General features: G+C 68.2%; 10 protein-coding genes. 7 read left to right on the top strand and 3 right to left on the bottom strand.

All coding sequences use genetic code 11. The features are described 5' to 3' along the window. Window positions 1-131: 131 nt before the first annotated feature. From WS64_RS08955 to def, 5 genes are all read left to right on the top strand, one after another. Entirely contained in the window at window positions 132-1,073 is a 942-nt protein-coding gene (locus tag WS64_RS08955; protein ID WP_060966276.1) for a DMT family transporter, read from the top strand. A gap of 139 nt (window positions 1,074-1,212) precedes the next feature. Continuing rightward, window positions 1,213-4,725 (top strand): chromosome segregation protein SMC, encoded by a 3,513-nt coding sequence (smc, locus tag WS64_RS08950; RefSeq protein ID WP_060966275.1) that lies wholly within the window; start codon window positions 1,213-1,215, stop codon window positions 4,723-4,725. An 84-nt stretch (window positions 4,726-4,809) separates the two neighbouring features. Beyond that, entirely contained in the window at window positions 4,810-6,090 is a 1,281-nt protein-coding gene (locus WS64_RS08945; protein WP_060966274.1) for a cell division protein ZipA C-terminal FtsZ-binding domain-containing protein, read from the top strand. Between the two features lie 164 nt (window positions 6,091-6,254). Then, the gene (ligA, locus tag WS64_RS08940; RefSeq protein ID WP_059645389.1) at window positions 6,255-8,330 is read left to right on the top strand and encodes an NAD-dependent DNA ligase LigA; all 2,076 of its coding nucleotides are present in this window, start codon (window positions 6,255-6,257) and stop codon (window positions 8,328-8,330) included. Continuing rightward, window positions 8,327-8,860 carry a peptide deformylase gene (gene def / locus WS64_RS08935; protein WP_059573695.1) on the top strand — a complete coding sequence of 178 codons (534 nt, stop codon included), beginning with the start codon at window positions 8,327-8,329 and terminating at the stop codon, window positions 8,858-8,860. Before ligA ends, def begins: the two co-directional genes overlap by 4 nt. An 82-nt stretch (window positions 8,861-8,942) precedes the next feature. Here def and WS64_RS32560 read toward each other — a convergent pair whose 3' ends face one another. From WS64_RS32560 to map, 3 genes are read right to left on the bottom strand one after another with little or no spacing between them, the layout of a single operon-like run. Next, window positions 8,943-10,826, bottom strand: coding sequence for a pseudouridine synthase (locus tag WS64_RS32560; RefSeq protein WP_081103800.1), 1,884 nt, complete (start codon window positions 10,824-10,826; stop codon window positions 8,943-8,945). Window positions 10,827-10,842: 16 nt separating this feature from the next. Further along, on the bottom strand, window positions 10,843-13,419 hold the full coding sequence (locus WS64_RS08925; RefSeq protein ID WP_060966273.1) for a [protein-PII] uridylyltransferase: 2,577 nt from the start codon (window positions 13,417-13,419) through the stop codon (window positions 10,843-10,845). 47 nt (window positions 13,420-13,466) lie between these two features. After that, on the bottom strand, window positions 13,467-14,282 hold the full coding sequence (gene map / locus WS64_RS08920; RefSeq protein ID WP_059573697.1) for a type I methionyl aminopeptidase: 816 nt from the start codon (window positions 14,280-14,282) through the stop codon (window positions 13,467-13,469). A 377-nt stretch (window positions 14,283-14,659) separates the two neighbouring features. On the opposite strand from map, the gene rpsB reads away from it, so the two are divergent. Next, a complete protein-coding gene (gene rpsB / locus WS64_RS08915; RefSeq protein WP_006483818.1) occupies window positions 14,660-15,400 on the top strand; it encodes a 30S ribosomal protein S2 in 741 nt (246 codons plus the stop codon). Between the two features lie 162 nt (window positions 15,401-15,562). Further along, window positions 15,563-16,444, top strand: a complete 882-nt coding sequence (tsf, locus tag WS64_RS08910; protein ID WP_060966272.1) for a translation elongation factor Ts — start codon at window positions 15,563-15,565, stop codon at window positions 16,442-16,444. The last annotated feature ends 142 nt before the right edge of the window (window positions 16,445-16,586 follow it).

Here is a 16,586-nt window from a genome sequence, read left to right as displayed (position 1 = left end):
GGGCGCGCCGCGCGGCTGCGAGCGGGCGCCTCGGGCGCGCGGGTCGCAGCGGACGATTATAGCGTGACGGAATGCGGTCACGGCCTGCCGGCGCGGCGGCCGGGCCGATCGAATAAAGGGTATCGAACCAAATGAACAATGCGGTACGCGGCAGCCTGCCGACGCTGGCCATCCTGATCGGCGCGTCGGTATGGGGCCTGATCTGGTATCCGCTGCGGATCCTCGCGTCGCTCGGCGTGACGGGCACGCTGGCGAGCGCGCTGACGAGCCTCGTCGCATTCCTGTTCGTGATCGTCGCGCGGCACCGCGCGATCGCGACGCTGCGCTGGCACTGGGTGCTGCCGGGCATCGCGGTGACGGCCGGCGTGACGAACCTCGGTTTCGTGTGGGGCACGATCCACGGCGAGGTGCTGCGCGTGATGCTGCTGTTCTACCTGACGCCGGCCTGGACCGCGATCTACGCGCACTTCCTGCTGCGCGAGCGGCTGACCTGGGCCGGCGCGGGGCTCGCGGCGCTGTCGATCGGCGGCGCGATGCTGATGCTGTGGTCGCCGGCGCTCGGCTTGCCGCTGCCGGCCAACCCGGCCGAATGGGCGGGCCTCGCGGCCGGCCTGAGCTTCGCGATGAGCAACGTGCTGGTGATCAAGGCGAGCCGCGAGCTGCCCGACATGCGCGCGGAAATGCGCACCGCGACGCTGTTCGGCGGCGCGACCGTGTTCGGCGCGATCGCGTCGCTGTTCGAGGGGCTGCCGGCCGCGCCGGCAAGCGGCCAGCTTGGCGTCGCCGCATTGATCATCGCGGCGATCGGCGTGACGATGGCGTCGAACAACCTGCTCGTCCAGTACGGCCTCGCGCGTGTGCCGGCGAACCGTGCATCGATCATCATGCTGTTCGAGATCGTGATCACCGCGCTGTCCGCGTGGGTGTTCGCGAACGAGCTGCCGAGCGCGCGCGAGTGGGCGGGCGGCGCGTGCATCGTGCTGGCGACGCTGCTGTCGAGCCGGGTCCATCGTGCCGTGCCGGCACCGGACAAACCCGGCGCCGGTCGGGACGGCGCACGCGCGATGGTATGATGGACGCCGTTTGCGGGGCCCAACGCTGGATGCGCGCGGCCCCGTTTTTGAATTCCGGGGCGCGTGGCGCGCAGGGGCTCTCCGGCCCCGCGCCGTGCGGCCCCGTCCGTCTCACACCTTCTTCACATCCGATACCGCCGTGCGTCTGAGCTCGATCAAACTCGCTGGCTTCAAATCCTTCGTCGATCCCACGCATTTCCAGGTTCCGGGCCAGCTCGTCGGCGTGGTCGGCCCGAACGGATGCGGCAAGTCCAACATCATCGATGCCGTGCGCTGGGTGCTCGGCGAGTCGCGCGCGTCCGAGCTGCGCGGCGAATCGATGCAGGACGTGATCTTCAACGGTTCGACCGCCCGCAAGCCCGGCAGCCGGGCCAGCGTCGAACTGATCTTCGACAACTCCGACGGCCGTGCGGCCGGGCAGTGGGGCCAGTACGGCGAAATCGCCGTGAAGCGCGTGCTGACGCGCGACGGCACGTCGAGCTACTACATCAACAACCTGCCGGCGCGCCGCCGCGACATCCAGGACATCTTCCTCGGCACGGGCCTCGGGCCGCGCGCGTACGCGATCATCGGGCAGGGCATGATCGCGCGGATCATCGAGGCGAAGCCCGAAGAGCTGCGCGTGTTCCTCGAGGAAGCCGCCGGCGTGTCGAAGTACAAGGAACGCCGCCGCGAAACCGAGAACCGTCTGCACGACACGCGCGAGAACCTCACGCGCGTCGAGGACATCGTCCGCGAACTCGGCGCGAACCTCGAGAAGCTCGAGGCGCAGGCGGTGGTCGCGACCAAGTACAAGGAACTCGTCGCCGACGGCGAGGAGAAGCAGCGCCTCTTGTGGCTGCTGCGCAAGAACGAGGCCGCGGGCGAGCAGCAGAAGCAGCAGCGTGCGATCGAACAGGCGCAGATCGACCTCGAGGCGCAGACGGCGAAGCTGCGCGAAGTCGAGGCGCAGCTCGAGACGCTGCGCGTCGCGCACTACTCGGCGAGCGACGCGATGCAGGGCGCGCAGGGCGCGCTCTACGAGGCGAACGCCGAGGTGAGCCGCCTCGAAGCCGAGATCAAGTTCATCGTCGAATCGCGCAATCGCGTGCAGGCGCAGATCGCCGCGCTGAACGCGCAGCGCGAGCAGTGGCGCGCGCAGGCCGAGAAGTCGCAGGACGAGCTCGAGGAAGCCGAAGAGGCGCGCGCGATGGCCGACGAGAAGGCCGCGCTCGCCGAAGACAACGCGGCCGCGAAGCACGATGCGCTGCCGGCGCTCGAAGCGAAGTGGCGCGACGCGCAGGCGCAGCTCAACGACGAGCGCGCGCGGATCGCGCAGACCGAGCAGTCGCTGAAGCTCGAAGCCGCGCACCAGCGCAACGCCGACCAGCAGCTCCAGCAGCTTCAGCAGCGCCACGAGCGCCTGAAGAGCGAAGCGGGCGGGCTCGACGCGCCGGACGAGACGCAGCTCGAAGAGCTGCGCATGCAACTGGCCGAGCAGGAAGAGATTCTCGCTGAAGCGCAGGCACGCCTCGCGGACGCGCAGGAAACGGTGCCGCGCCTCGACGGCGAACGCCGTGCCGCGCAGGAGCGCGTGCAGGCCGAAGCCGCGCAGATCCACCAGCTGGAGGCGCGCCTCGCCGCGCTGAAGCAGCTGCAGGAGAACGTGCAGACCGAAGGCAAGGTGCAGCCGTGGCTCGACAAGCACGAGCTCGGTGCGCTGCCGCGGCTGTGGAAGAAGCTGCACGTCGAGGCCGGTTGGGAAGCGGCGCTCGAGGCCGTGCTGCGCGAGCGCCTCGCCGCGCTCGAAGTGTCGAATCTCGACTGGGTGAAGGCGTTCGCTGCCGACGCGCCGCCCGCGAAGCTCGCGTTCTATGCGCCGCCCGCGGCCGGCGAGCCGCCCGCCGCGGCGGCCGGGCTGCGGCCGGTGCTGTCGCTCGTGCGCATCGACGACGCCGGTATCCGCGCGGTGCTGAACGACTGGCTCGGCAACGTGTACGTCGCCGACGACGTCGCGCAGGCGCTCGCCACGCGCACGCAGTTGCCGGCAGGCGGCGCGTTCGTCGTCAAGGCCGGCCACATCGTCACGCGCGTCGGCGTGCAGCTGTACGCGGCCGATTCGGAGCAGGCCGGGATGCTGGCCCGCCAGCAGGAAATCGAAAACCTGACGCGCCAGGTGCGCGCGCAGGCGCTGCTCGCCGACGAGGCGCGCACGGCGGCCGTGCGGGCGGAAGCCGCGCACACGCAGGCCACGCAGGCGCTCGGCGACGTGCGCGCGCAGGCCGAGCGCGCGACGCAGCGCCTGCATGCGCTGCAGATGGACGTGCTGAAGCTCGCGCAGGCGCACGAGCGTTATACGCAGCGCAGCACGCAGATCCGCGAGGAACTCGAGGAAATCGGCGCGCAGATCGAGGAGCAGCGTGCATTGCGCGCGGAGTCGGAAGCGAATTTCGAGCGCTTCGACGGCGAGCTCGCGGAACTGCAGGCGCGCTTCGAGGACAACCAGCTCGCGTTCGAGTCGCTCGACGAATCGCTGACGCAGGCGCGTCAGGAAGCGCGCGACCTGGAGCGCGGTGCGAACGACGCGCGCTTTGCCGCACGCAACGCGGCGACCCGCATCGACGAACTCAAGCGCACGATCCAGGTCGCGCACGAGCAGAGCGAGCGCGTCGCCGCGTCGCTGGAAGACGCGCGCGCCGAACTCGAGACGATCAACGAGCAGACCGCGCACACGGGCCTGCAGGACGCGCTCGAGATTCGCGCGGTGAAGGAAGAAGCGCTGCAGGCCGCGCGCATCGAGCTCGACGACCTGACCGCGAAGCTGCGCGCGTCGGACGAGCAACGGCTCGTCGCCGAGCGTTCGCTACAGCCGCTGCGCGACCGCATCACCGAGCTGCAGTTGAAGGAGCAGGCCGCGCGCCTGTCCGTCGAGCAGTTCGCCGAGCAGCTCGCGGCCGCCGAGGTCGACGAGGCCGCGCTGGCCGCGAAGCTGACGCCGGATCTCAAGCCGTCGTACCTGCAGGGCGAAGTCACGCGCCTGAACAACGCGATCAACGCGCTCGGGCCGGTGAACATGGCCGCGCTCGACGAGCTGAAGGCCGCGAGCGAACGCAAGGTGTTCCTCGACGCGCAGTCGGCCGACCTGATCGACGCGATCACGACGCTCGAGGACGCGATCCACAAGATCGACCAGGAAACCCGCACGCTGCTGCAGGGCACCTTCGACGAGGTCAACCGTCATTTCAGCGATCTGTTCCCGCGCCTGTTCGGCGGCGGCCAGGCGAAGCTGATCATGACGGGCGACGAGATTCTCGATGCCGGCGTGCAGGTGATGGCGCAGCCGCCGGGCAAGAAGAACGCGACGATTCACCTGCTGTCGGGCGGCGAGAAGGCGCTGACCGCGACCGCGCTGGTGTTCGCGATGTTCCAGTTGAACCCGGCGCCATTCTGCCTGCTAGACGAGGTCGACGCGCCGCTGGACGACGCGAACACCGAGCGTTTCGCGAATCTCGTGCGCGCGATGTCCGACAAGACGCAGTTCCTGTTCATCTCGCACAACAAGATCGCGATGGAAATGGCGCAGCAGCTGATCGGCGTGACGATGCAGGAGCAGGGCGTGTCGCGGATCGTCGCGGTGGACATGGAAACCGCCGCGGGTTTTGCCCAGAATTGACGTTTGACGAAACCGGACCGCGTTCGCGCGGCGCATGGCGCCCGTTCGCGGTCCCGACGAAAAAGAATTGCTGATGGAGCGTGCATGGACGAGTTGACACTCGGTTTGATCGGCGCGGGCGCCGTCGTGGTGGGCGGCGTCGTGGTCTACAACGCATGGCAGGGCGCGAAAGTGCGGCGCAGGATGCCGCGCCCGATGCCGGAGGAAGCGGCCGAGGCGATGAACCGCCCCGAGCGCGACGAAGAGCCGCCGTTCATCGAGCCGGTGCGTCAGCCGGTGCGTCGCGAGCCCGCGGCGCCGGTCTCCGCGGGTACGGCGGCCACGGCCGAAGCCACGCGCGTCGAGCCCACCTTCGGTGCGGCCGCGGGCGGCGCCGCGCCGGCCGATACGCCGGCCGACCTGCAGGCCGAGGCGACGGGTGTCGACACGTCGGCCCCACCGACCGCGCCGGCCGCGGGCGAGGAAGCCGTGCCCGCCGCCACGCACGAGGCGGCGGCCGAGCCGACCGAACCGGTGTTGCCGGCCGCGACGACGATCTCGTCGGCGCCGCCCGCGATCGTCGATCGCCGGATCGACTGCATCGTGCCGATCCGTCTCACCGGGCCGCTGCCGGGCGACAAGATCCTGCCGATCGCGCAGCGGCTGCGCCGCGCGGGCAGCAAGCCCGTGCACATCGAAGGCAAGCCGGAAGGCGGCCAGTGGGAGCTGCTGCAGAACGGCGTGCGCTACGAAGAGCTGCGCGCGGCCGCGCAACTCGCGAACCGCGGCGGCGCGCTGAACGAGCTCGAATTCTCCGAATTCGTGACGGGCGTCCAGCAGTTCGCCGACGCGATCGACGGCGCGCCGGAATTCCCGGACATGATGGAAACGGTCGCGATGGCGCGCGAGCTCGATGCGTTTGCCGCGCAGTGCGACGCGCAACTGTCGATCAACGTGATGTCGGACGGTGCGCCGTGGTCCGCGAACTACGTGCAGGCGGTCGCGTCGCAGGACGGGCTGCTGCTGTCGCGCGACGGCACGCGCTTCGTGAAGCTCGACGCGAAGCAGAATCCGGTGTTCATGCTGCAGTTCGGCGATACGAACTTCCTGCGCGACGACCTGACGTACAAGGGCGGCAACATGATCACGCTGGTGCTCGACGTGCCGGTGGCCGAAGAGGACATCCTGCCGTTCCGGCTGATGTGCGATTACGCGAAGTCGCTGTCCGAGCGGATCGGCGCGCGCGTCGTCGACGATTCGCGCCGGCCGTTGCCGGAGTCGACGCTGCTCGCGATCGAGCAGCAGTTGATGAAGCTGTACGCGAAGCTCGAGGAAGCCGGCATTCCGGCCGGTTCGCCGGTCACGCGCCGCCTCTTCAGCCAGTAACGCGATCGCGCGGACGGCGGCCCCTGGCGCCGTCGTTCGTCGCCGCGGCGCACACCGCTTGGTGTGCGCCGCAGCATGCCATCGGGCCCGCATTGCGCACCCCGCCGCGGCGTCAAACTGAGATAATCGGAAATCCGATTTTTCAGAACGAATCTGCCGCCAGCATGGCCCGAACCCAAGCCGAACCGCCAGCCAGCCAGCCCGACGCGCGCGCCGCGTGGCTGCGCGACCAACTCGAGCGGGCGAACTACGCCTATTACGTGCTCGATCAGCCGGATCTGCCCGACGCCGAATACGACCGGCTGTTCCGTGAGCTGCAGCAGCTCGAAACCGACCATCCCGAACTCGTGACGCCCGATTCGCCGACGCAGCGCGTCGGCGGCGAAGCGGCCGGCGGCTTCACGCCCGTCGTCCACGATGCGCCGATGCTGTCGCTGAACAACGGCTTCGCCGACGAGGACATCGTCGCGTTCGACAAGCGCGTCGCCGACGCGCTCGCCAAGTCGACCGATCTCGCCGGCTCGGTGACGGACCCCGTCGAATACGCGTGCGAACTGAAGTTCGACGGCCTCGCGATTTCGCTGCGCTACGAGCAGGGCGTGTTCGTGCAGGCGGCGACGCGCGGCGACGGGACGACGGGCGAGGACGTGACCGAGAACGTGCGCACGATCCGCTCGATTCCGCTGAAGCTGAAGGGCAAGCACGTGCCGGCCGTGCTCGACGTGCGCGGCGAGGTGCTGATGTTCAAGCGCGATTTCGCGCGCCTGAACGAACGCCAGCGCGCGGCCGAGCAGCGCGAATTCGCGAACCCGCGCAACGCGGCGGCCGGCAGCCTGCGCCAGCTCGACTCGAAGATCACCGCGCAGCGGCCGCTGTCGTTCTTCGCATACGGGATCGGCGTGCTCGACGGGATGCCGATGCCCGACACGCACAGCGCGCTGCTCGACTGGTACGAGTCGCTCGGCCTGCCGGTGAACCGCGAGCGCGCGGTCGTGCACGGCGCCGAAGGCCTGCTGGACTTCTTCCGCAAGGTCGGCGAGAAGCGCGAGTCGCTGCCGTACGACATCGACGGCGTCGTCTACAAGGTCAACCGGCGCGACGAGCAGGAGCGCCTCGGTTTCGTGTCGCGCGCGCCGCGCTTCGCGCTTGCACACAAGTTCCCCGCGCAGGAAGCGCTGACGAAGCTCGTCGCGATCGACGTGCAGGTCGGCCGCACCGGCGCGATCACGCCGGTCGCGCGTCTCGAGCCGGTGTTCGTCGGCGGCGCGACCGTGACCAACGCGACGCTGCACAACGAGGACGAAGTGCGCCGCAAGGACATCCGGATCGGCGACACCGTGATCGTGCGCCGCGCGGGCGACGTGATTCCGGAAGTGGTCGGCGCGCTGCTCGACCGGCGCCCGGCGGATGCGGCCGAATTCGTGATGCCGACCGAATGCCCGGTGTGCGGCTCGAAGATCGAGCGCCTGCCGGACGAGGCGATCGCGCGCTGTACGGGCGGGCTGTTCTGCCCGGCGCAGCGCAAGCAGGCGCTGTGGCATTTCGCGCAGCGCCGCGCGCTCGACATCGACGGCCTCGGCGAGAAGATCATCGACCAGCTCGTCGAGCTGAATCTGGTGCGCACGCCGGCCGACCTGTTCAATCTCGGCTTCGCGACGCTGGCCGAACTCGACCGGTTCGCCGAGAAATCCGCGCAGAATCTGCTCGATTCGCTCGAGAAGGCGAAGCATACGACGCTCGCGCGCTTCATCTACGGGCTCGGCATCCGCCATGTCGGCGAATCGACCGCGAAGGATCTCGCGAAGCATTTCGGCTCGCTGACGCCGATCATGGACGCGTCGATCGACGAACTGCTCGAAGTCAACGACGTCGGGCCGATCGTCGCCGAGTCGATTCACCAGTTCTTCGCGGAAGAGCATAACCGGACCGTGATCGAGCAGTTGCGCGCGCCGGGCAAGGTCACGTGGCCGGAAGGGCCGCCCGCGCCGAAGGCGCCGCAGGGCGTGCTGGCCGGCAAGACGGTCGTGCTGACGGGCACGCTGCCGACTCTCACGCGCGATGCGGCGAAGGAAATGCTCGAAGCGGCGGGCGCCAAGGTGGCCGGTTCGGTGTCGAAGAAGACGGATTACGTGGTCGCGGGCGCCGAAGCCGGCAGCAAGCTCGCGAAGGCCGAGGAACTCGGCATCCCCGTGCTGGACGAAGACGGTCTGCACCAACTCCTGGAGGGCAATACGCCATGATTCGCGAGATCCTGAAGATGGGCGATCCGCGCCTGCTCGAAATCGCCCAACCGGTCGAGCGGTTCGATACCCCCGAGCTGCACGAGATCGTCGCGGACATGTTCGAGACGATGCATCACGCGAACGGCGCCGGGTTGGCCGCGCCGCAGATCGGCATCGGGCTGCAGATCATCATCTTCGGCTTCGGCAACAACAACCGCTATCCGGACGCGCCGCCGGTGCCCGAGACCGTGCTGATCAACCCGAAGATCGAGTACCTGCCGCCGGACATGGAAGAGGGCTGGGAAGGCTGCCTGTCGGTGCCGGGCATGCGCGGCGTCGTCAGCCGCTACGCGAAGGTGCGCTACAGCGGTTACGACCAGTTCGGCCAGAAGATCGATCGCGTCGCCGAAGGATTCCACGCGCGCGTGGTCCAGCACGAATACGATCACCTCATCGGCAAGCTGTATCCGATGCGGATTACCGACTTCACGCGCTTCGGCTTCACCGAGGTGCTGTTCCCGGGGCTCGATCCGGCCGACGACGACTGATCGTCCGCGCTTTGCGCGGAAAAGAAAAAGCCCGCGCAAGCGGGCTTCGTCATGACGGGGCGCACGTCGCGCGTGCCCGAGGTCAGAACGTCTCGTCGGCCGACAGGTAGCGCCATTGGCCCTGCGGCAGCGCGCCGAGCATCACGCGGCCCATCCGCACGCGCTTCAGGCCGATCACGTCGAGGCCGACCAGTTCGCACATGCGGCGGATCTGGCGCTTCTTGCCTTCGCGCAGCACGAAGCGCAACTGTTCGCCGTTCTGCCAGCTCACCATCGCCGGCTTCAGCGGAACGCCATCGAGCTCGAGGCCGTGGCGCAGCTTCGCGAGCGATTCCGCCGGGAAGTGCTGGTCGATGTCGATCAGTCGTTCGCCGAAGCGCACGCGCACCAGGTATTCCTTGTCGATGTCCGACTGCTCGCCGATCAGCTGCTTCGCGATCACGCCGTTCTGTGTCAGCACGAGCAGGCCGGTGGAGTCGATGTCGAGACGGCCGGCCGGCGCAAGCGCATGCAGATGCTGCGGCGAGAAGCGCAGCGGCGAATGATCGCCGCTCCAGCGGTTCGCGCGCGTGATCAGCACGGACGCCGGCTCGTAGCCGTCTTCCGCCTGGCCCGACACGTAGCCGACCGGCTTGTGCAGCAGGATCGTCACCTGCGCGGCCTGCGCGGCGCTCGCCCGCTCGTCGATTTCGATCTTCTGGTCGGCGCGCACCTTGGTGCCGAGCGTGTCGATGCGTTGGCCGTCGACGAGCACCCAGCCCTTTTCGATCCATTCGTCGGCTTCGCGGCGCGAGCACATGCCGAGCTCGGACATCCGCTTCGACAGGCGCATCAGGCCCGTTTCGTCGCCGTAGTCGACATCGGCCGCCGCCGCGCGCTTGACGGGTTGCGCGGTCTTCACCGCGCCGAACGAACGGCGCTCGCCGTCGCGCGCGGGGCGGGCCGGGCGATCGCCGAAGCTGCGCTTCGCGCCTTCGCCGGCCGACTTGTCGCGGTAGGACGGACGCTTGCCGTCGTCGGTGCCTGCTGCGCGGCGCGGGCGTGCATCGTCATCACGACGGGGCGGGCGATCGGACGACGGGCGGCGGTCGCCATAGCTGCGCTTCGCGCCTTCGCCGGCGGCCTTGTCGCGATAGGACGGGCGTTTGCTGTCGTCACCGCCCGCTGCACGGCGCGGACGCGTATCGTCGTCGCTGCGGCGCGGCGGGCGATTCGATGACGTATTGCGGTCGCCATAGCTGCGTTTCGCACCTTCGCCGGCGGCCTTGTCGCGATAGGACGGGCGCTTGCTGTCGTCACCGCCTGCTGCGTGACGCGGACGGGCGTCGTCATCACGGCGGGGAGGGCGGTCGGAAGACGTGCGACGCTCACCGAAGCTGCGTTTCGCGCCTTCGCCGGATGCGTTGTCGCGATAGGACGGGCGCTTGCCTTCGTCGCCACCCGCGCGACGCGGACGTGCGTCGTCATCGCGACGCGGCGGGCGATCCGACGACGTGCGACGCTCGCTGAAGCCGCGCTTCGCGCCTTCGCCGGCCGCGTTGTCACGATAGGACGGACGCTTGCCTTCGTCGCCACCGGCGCGGCGCGGCCGCGCATCGTCATCGTTGCGACGCGGCGGGCGATCCGACGACGTGCGACGCTCGCCGAAGCCGCGCTTCGCACCTTCGCCGACCGCATTGTCGCGATACGGCGCGCGCGTGCCGCGCTCGGCGCCACCGTCACGCGGCGCGCGCTTCGCCGGTGCGCGATCCGCGCCCGGACGTTCGGCGCCGGCGGCGCCGCGCGGCTTGAACGAGCGCTCGCCGGTGGCGGCCGCCGCGGGCGCCTTCTTCGGGCGGGCCGGCTTGTCCGCCGCGGGCGGCGCGGCGGGGCGTACCGCCTTGCGGGCGACGAGGCTGCCGGAGCGGACGGGGGCGCGAGTCGGCGACGCCGGCTTCGGATTCTTGACGGTTAATTTGGTGCGCATAAACGCTGGGATTCATTCAGACTGCGATCGCACGCAGCAATTCGGTTTCGAGCTGGATCTGCAGGCGGTTGTCGGACAGGCCGGCACCCGCGAGCAGGAAGATGTCTTCGACGCGCTCGCCGAGCGTATTGATCCGCGCCGCATGGACGCCGATCCGATGTTCGGCGAGTACGCGCGCGATCGAATAGAGAAGGCCCGGCCGGTCGTTGGCCGACACGGACAGGATGTAGTACTGACCGCGCTCGTCGGCCCGCAGGTCGACGCGCGGCGTGATCGGAAACGTCCGGGACAGCCGCGACAGGCGGCCCTTCGACGGTTCCGGCAGCGATGCGGTTTCGGCCAGCCGCGCCGCGAGCTGCTGCTCAACGAGATTCGCGATGTCGCGGTAGCGCACGTCGCGTTCGGTCTGCGTGACGATGAAGTTGTCGAGCGCATAGCCGTGCCGCGTCGTGCTGACGCGCGCGTCGAGCACCGACAGCCCGTTGCGGTCGAAATACGCGCAGATGCCCGCGAACAGGTCGGGGCGGTCCTTCACGTACACGAGCACCTGCAGCGCGTCGCCGATCGGCGACGGCCGCGCGCGGACGATCGCGGTTTCGGCGTTCACGTGCCGGTACAGCACGCGCGTCTGCCACGCGATGTCGGCCGCGTCGTGACGCAGGAAGAAGCCGACGTCGAGCTGATCCCACAATGCGCGGTGCGCGTCGTCGGGCACGGTTTCCAGGCGCAGCAGCGCGAGCGCCTGCTCCTGCCGTGACTTCAGTTCCGAATGCGCGTCGGGGTTCGCGCCGCCGAGCACCGCGAGCGTGATGCGGTACAGATCCTCGAGCAGCTTGCCCTTCCACGTGTTCCATACCTTCGGGCTCGTGCCGCGGATATCGGCGACGGTCAGCAGGTAGAGCGCGGTGAGGTAGCGTTCGTTGCCGACGACTTCGGCGAAGCGCTTGATGACCTCGGGGTCGCTCGTGTCCTGCTTCTGCGCGACCTGGCTCATCGTCAGGTGATGCTGGACGAGCCACACGATCAGCGCCGCGTCGTCGCCGTCGATCCCGTGCTCGCGGCAGAAGCGCCGCGCGTCGGCCATCCCGAGCGTCGAGTGATCGCCGCCGCGGCCCTTCGCGATGTCGTGGAACAGCGCCGCGACGTACAGCACCCACGGCCGCTCGAAGTTGCCGATCAGCTGGCTGCAGAACGGGTATTCGTGCGCATGTTCGGCCACCGCGAAGCGGCGGATGTTGCGCAGCACCATCAGGATGTGCTGGTCGACCGTGTACACGTGGTACAGGTCGTGCTGCATCTGGCCGACGATACGGCGGAAATTCAGCAGGTAGCGGCCGAGCACGCTCGTCTGGTTCATCAGCCGGAACGCATGCGTGATGCCTTCGGGCTGCTGCAGGATCCGCATGAACGTGCGGCGGTTCTGCGGATCGCGGCGCCACGCGTTGTTCATGATTTCGCGCGAGTTGTACAGCGCCCGCAGCGTGCGGGCGGACAGGCCTTTCACGCCGCGCGTCGTCTCGTACAGCAGGAACGCTTCGAGGATCGCGTCGGGATGGCGCTCGAACACGCCGTCGTCGACGATCTCGAGCATCCCCTGTTTCTCGACGAAGCGATCGGCCGACAGCACGCGCGTGATGCCGCTCGTCGCGGGGAACAGTTGCGCCTCGATGTTCTGGATCAGGATCGTCGCGAGCTGCGTGACGGCCTTCGCGGCCCAGTAGTAGCGGCGCATCAGTTGCTCGCTCGCGCGCTTGGCCTGCGTCGGCTGGTAGCCGAAGCTCTCGGCGGCCTGCGTCTGCAGGTCGAACACGAGCATGTCCTGGCGGCGCCCGGCGATCACGTGCAGCCGCGCGCGCAGCGTCTTCAGGAAGCCTTCGTTGCGACGCAGCTCGCGTGCTTCGCGGTCGGTGATGAGCCCGCGCGTGTCGAGTTCGCGCCAGCTGCTGCCGAAGCCGGCCGCGCGCGCGATCCACAGGATCGTCTGCAGGTCGCGCAGCCCGCCCGGGCTTTCCTTCACGTTCGGCTCGAGGCTGTACGGCGTGTCCTGGAACTTCGCATGGCGCTGGCGCATCTCCAGCACCTTCGCGGTGAAGAACGCGCGGGCGTCGAGCGCTTCGTGGTAGCGCACGGTGAAGCGCTCGAACAGCGCGGTGCTGCCGACGATGCGGCGCGCTTCGAGCAGCGAGGTCTGCACCGTGACGTCCTGCGACGCCTCCTCGATGCACTGAGCGACCGTGCGCACGCTGCTGCCGATCTCGAGGCCGAGATCCCACGCCATCCCGATGAAGCGCTCGATGCGCGCGTCGAGCGCCGCGTCGTGCGTATCGGGCAGCAGCACGAGGATGTCGACGTCGGAATAGGGCGCGAGCTCGCCGCGCCCGTAGCCGCCGACGGCGACGAGCGCGAGCGTCGCGGGCAGCCCGCATTCGTCCCACACGCGCTTCAACGCGTCGTCGGTGAGTTTCGACAACGCGTGCATCAGCGACGCGACGTTCGCCGCGCGGCGAAAACGCTCGAGCATTTCCGTCTTGGCGGCCTTGAATTCGGCGCGCCGCGACAGCGCTTCGGGCGAGGGGGCAGCGTGAGCGCTCATGGGCAGCCGTTCAGGTGCGAAAGTGGGGCGGGCTGGCGTGACGTCGCTCAGACGGCGGCGGCCGGTTGCGCGAACACGGGGCGCGCCGGCGTGCCGGCCGACACGGTCAGCACTTCGTAGCCGGTTTCGGTGACGAGCACCGTGTGCTCCCACTGCGCGGACAGGCTGCGGTCGCGCGTCTTGACCGTCCACTGGTCGGGCATCGTGCGGATGTCGCGCTTGCCGGCGTTGATCATCGGCTCGATCGTGAAGATCATGCCGGCCTTCAGCTCGACGCCGGTGCCCGGGCGGCCGTAGTGGACGACCTGCGGATCCTCGTGGAACACCGTGCCGATGCCGTGGCCGCAGTATTCGCGCACGACGCTGTAGCCTTGCGCTTCCGCGTGCTTCTGGATCGCGTAGCCGATGTCGCCGAGGTGCGCGCCGGGCTTGACCTGGTCGATGCCGAGCCACATGCATTCGTAGGTGGTCTGCACGAGGCGCTTCGCGAGGATCGACCCCTCGCCGACGATGAACATCCGGCTGGTGTCGCCGAAATAGCCGTTCTTGATCACGGTGATGTCGATGTTCAGCGCGTCGCCGTTCTTGAGCACCTTCTCGCCCGGAATACCGTGGCAGATCACGTCGTTGACCGAAATGCAGGTGGCCTTCGGGTACGGCGGATAGCCGGGCGGCTGGTAGTTCAGCGGCGCGGGGATCGTGCCTTGCTCGTTGAGCATGTACTCGTGGCAGAGGCGGTCGAGTTCGGCGGTCGTGACGCCTGCGACGACGTGCGGCGTGATGAAGTCGAGCACTTCGCTCGCGAGACGGCAGGCGACGCGCATCTGGGCGATATCGTGTTCGTTTTTGAGCGTAATAGCCATCGAGGTATGCCTGCAATGCGGTGAATTGACGGATTATCGCACCTTATGGCGGGCCTCGCAGCCCCTGCGGGCCGCGCGGATGCGGGTTTTCGCGGATTGTCCGGCCCGCTGCCGCACGGCACGCGAAAGTGCCGCGCGACTTGAGAGCGGGCAATTCCGCGTGCTATACTCTCTGGCTAAGTCGATATCCAAATGCCGAATTTTCCCCGTCTTGGGGCGGCATCGCGATGAAAGGCTTACGGCACGGGCGTTTTGCGCGTGCCGAATCGCAAGCCGGCGCAACCAGGGTGCCGGCCGCGCGGCATCCGCGCCCTTCGGGCGGGTTCGCGCGGCGGTACGGCAGCCGGCTTAAGACCCAACCCTCGTGGAGAATTTACATGGCAGTCACGATGCGCCAAATGCTGGAAGCGGGTGTCCACTTCGGTCACCAGACGCGCTTCTGGAACCCGAAGATGGCTCCGTTCATTTTCGGTCACCGCAACAAGATTCACATCATCAACCTCGAAAAGACGCTGCCGATGTTCACGGACGCACAGAAGTACGTGCGCCAGCTGGCAGCGAACCGCGGCACGATCCTGTTCGTCGGCACGAAGCGCCAGTCGCGTGACACGATCGCCCAGGAAGCGCAGCGTGCGGGCATGCCGTACGTCAACGCACGCTGGCTCGGCGGCATGATGACCAACTTCAAGACGCTGAAGGTGTCGATCAAGCGCCTGAAGGACATGGAAGCGGCTGTCGAGGCGGGCGAGCTCGAGAAGATGAGCAAGAAGGAAGCGCTGCTGTTCGAGCGCGAAATCGCCAAGCTGCAGAAGTCGATCGGCGGCGTGAAGGACATGGGCGGCATTCCGGACGCGATCTTCGTCGTCGACGTCGGCTACCACAAGATCGCCGTCACGGAAGCGAACAAGCTGGGCGTGCCGGTCATCGCCGTGGTCGATACGAACCACTCGCCGGAAGGTGTGGATTACGTGATCCCGGGTAACGACGACTCGAGCAAGGCAGTCGCGCTGTACGCGGAAGGCGTGGCCGACGCGATCCTCGAAGGCCGTGCGAACGCGGTCAACGAAGTGGTCCAGGCTGCACGCGGCGACGACGAGTACGTCGAGGAAAACGCGTAACTGGCCCCGAGCCGGCGCAAAAAGGGGGCTCTCAACAGGCCCCCTTTTTTTAAGCTTGTGCGCCGGACCTGATCGCGCCGAATCGGCGCGGGTCCGGAAACGAATCTCGGCCGTTCGCGTCCAAGCGGGCGGCGTTGTGAATACAGACTCAAGGAGCGAATGATGGCGGCAATTACCGCAAGCATGGTGGCAGAACTGCGCGCAAAGACCGACGCACCGATGATGGAGTGCAAGAAGGCGCTGACGGAAGCCGACGGCGATCTGGCCAAGGCTGAAGAACTGCTGCGCGTCAAGCTCGGCAACAAGGCGAGCAAGGCCGCGTCGCGCGTGACGGCGGAAGGCGTCGTCGCATCGTTCGTCGGCGGCAACGCAGGCTCGCTGGTCGAGCTGAACTGCGAAACCGACTTCGTCGCGAAGAACGACGACTTCCTCGCGTTCTCGAAGACGGTGGCGGAACTCGTCGCGACGCAAAATCCGGCCGACGTGGCGGCACTGTCGGCGCTGCCGCTCGACGGCTCGACCGTCGACGCAGTGCGTCTGGCGCTGATCGGCAAGATCGGCGAGAACGTGTCGATCCGCCGTTTCGTCCGTTTCGAAACCGCGAACAAGATCGCCACGTACCTGCACGGCGCGCGTATCGGCGTGATCGTCGAGTACACGGGCGCGGACGAGCAGGTCGGCAAGGACGTCGCGATGCACATCGCGGCGATGAAGCCGGTCGCGCTGTCGTCGGCCGACGTGCCGGCGGAACTGATCGAGACGGAACGCCGCGTGGCCGAGCAGAAGGCCGCGGAATCGGGCAAGCCGGCCGAAATCGTCGCGAAGATGGTCGACGGCAGCGTCCAGAAGTACCTGAAGGAAGTGTCGCTGCTGAACCAGACGTTCGTGAAGAACGACAAGCAGACGATCGAGCAGATGCTGAAGGCAGCGAATGCCGCGGTGCAGAAGTTCGCGCTGTTCGTCGTCGGCGAAGGCATCGAGAAGCGCCAGGACGACTTCGCCGCCGAAGTGGCCGCGCAAGTCGCAGCAGCAAAGCAGCAGTAAGCAGTCAGGCAGTAACCGCGGCGGGCGTCCGCTCCGCCGCGGCCGGCGGCGCCGCCGGCCGGCCGGGAACCCCGGCCCGGTCGTCGGCGCTTGCCCGAATCAGTATTTCGCCCCTACAGTTCGTGGTTGTCATCCTCTCGTC

The sequence above is a fragment of the Burkholderia anthina genome (assembly GCF_001547525.1).
Taxonomy (GTDB): domain Bacteria; phylum Pseudomonadota; class Gammaproteobacteria; order Burkholderiales; family Burkholderiaceae; genus Burkholderia; species Burkholderia semiarida.
Note: the sequence above shows the minus strand (reverse complement) of the source record. Positions and strands in the feature narration are given on the sequence as shown.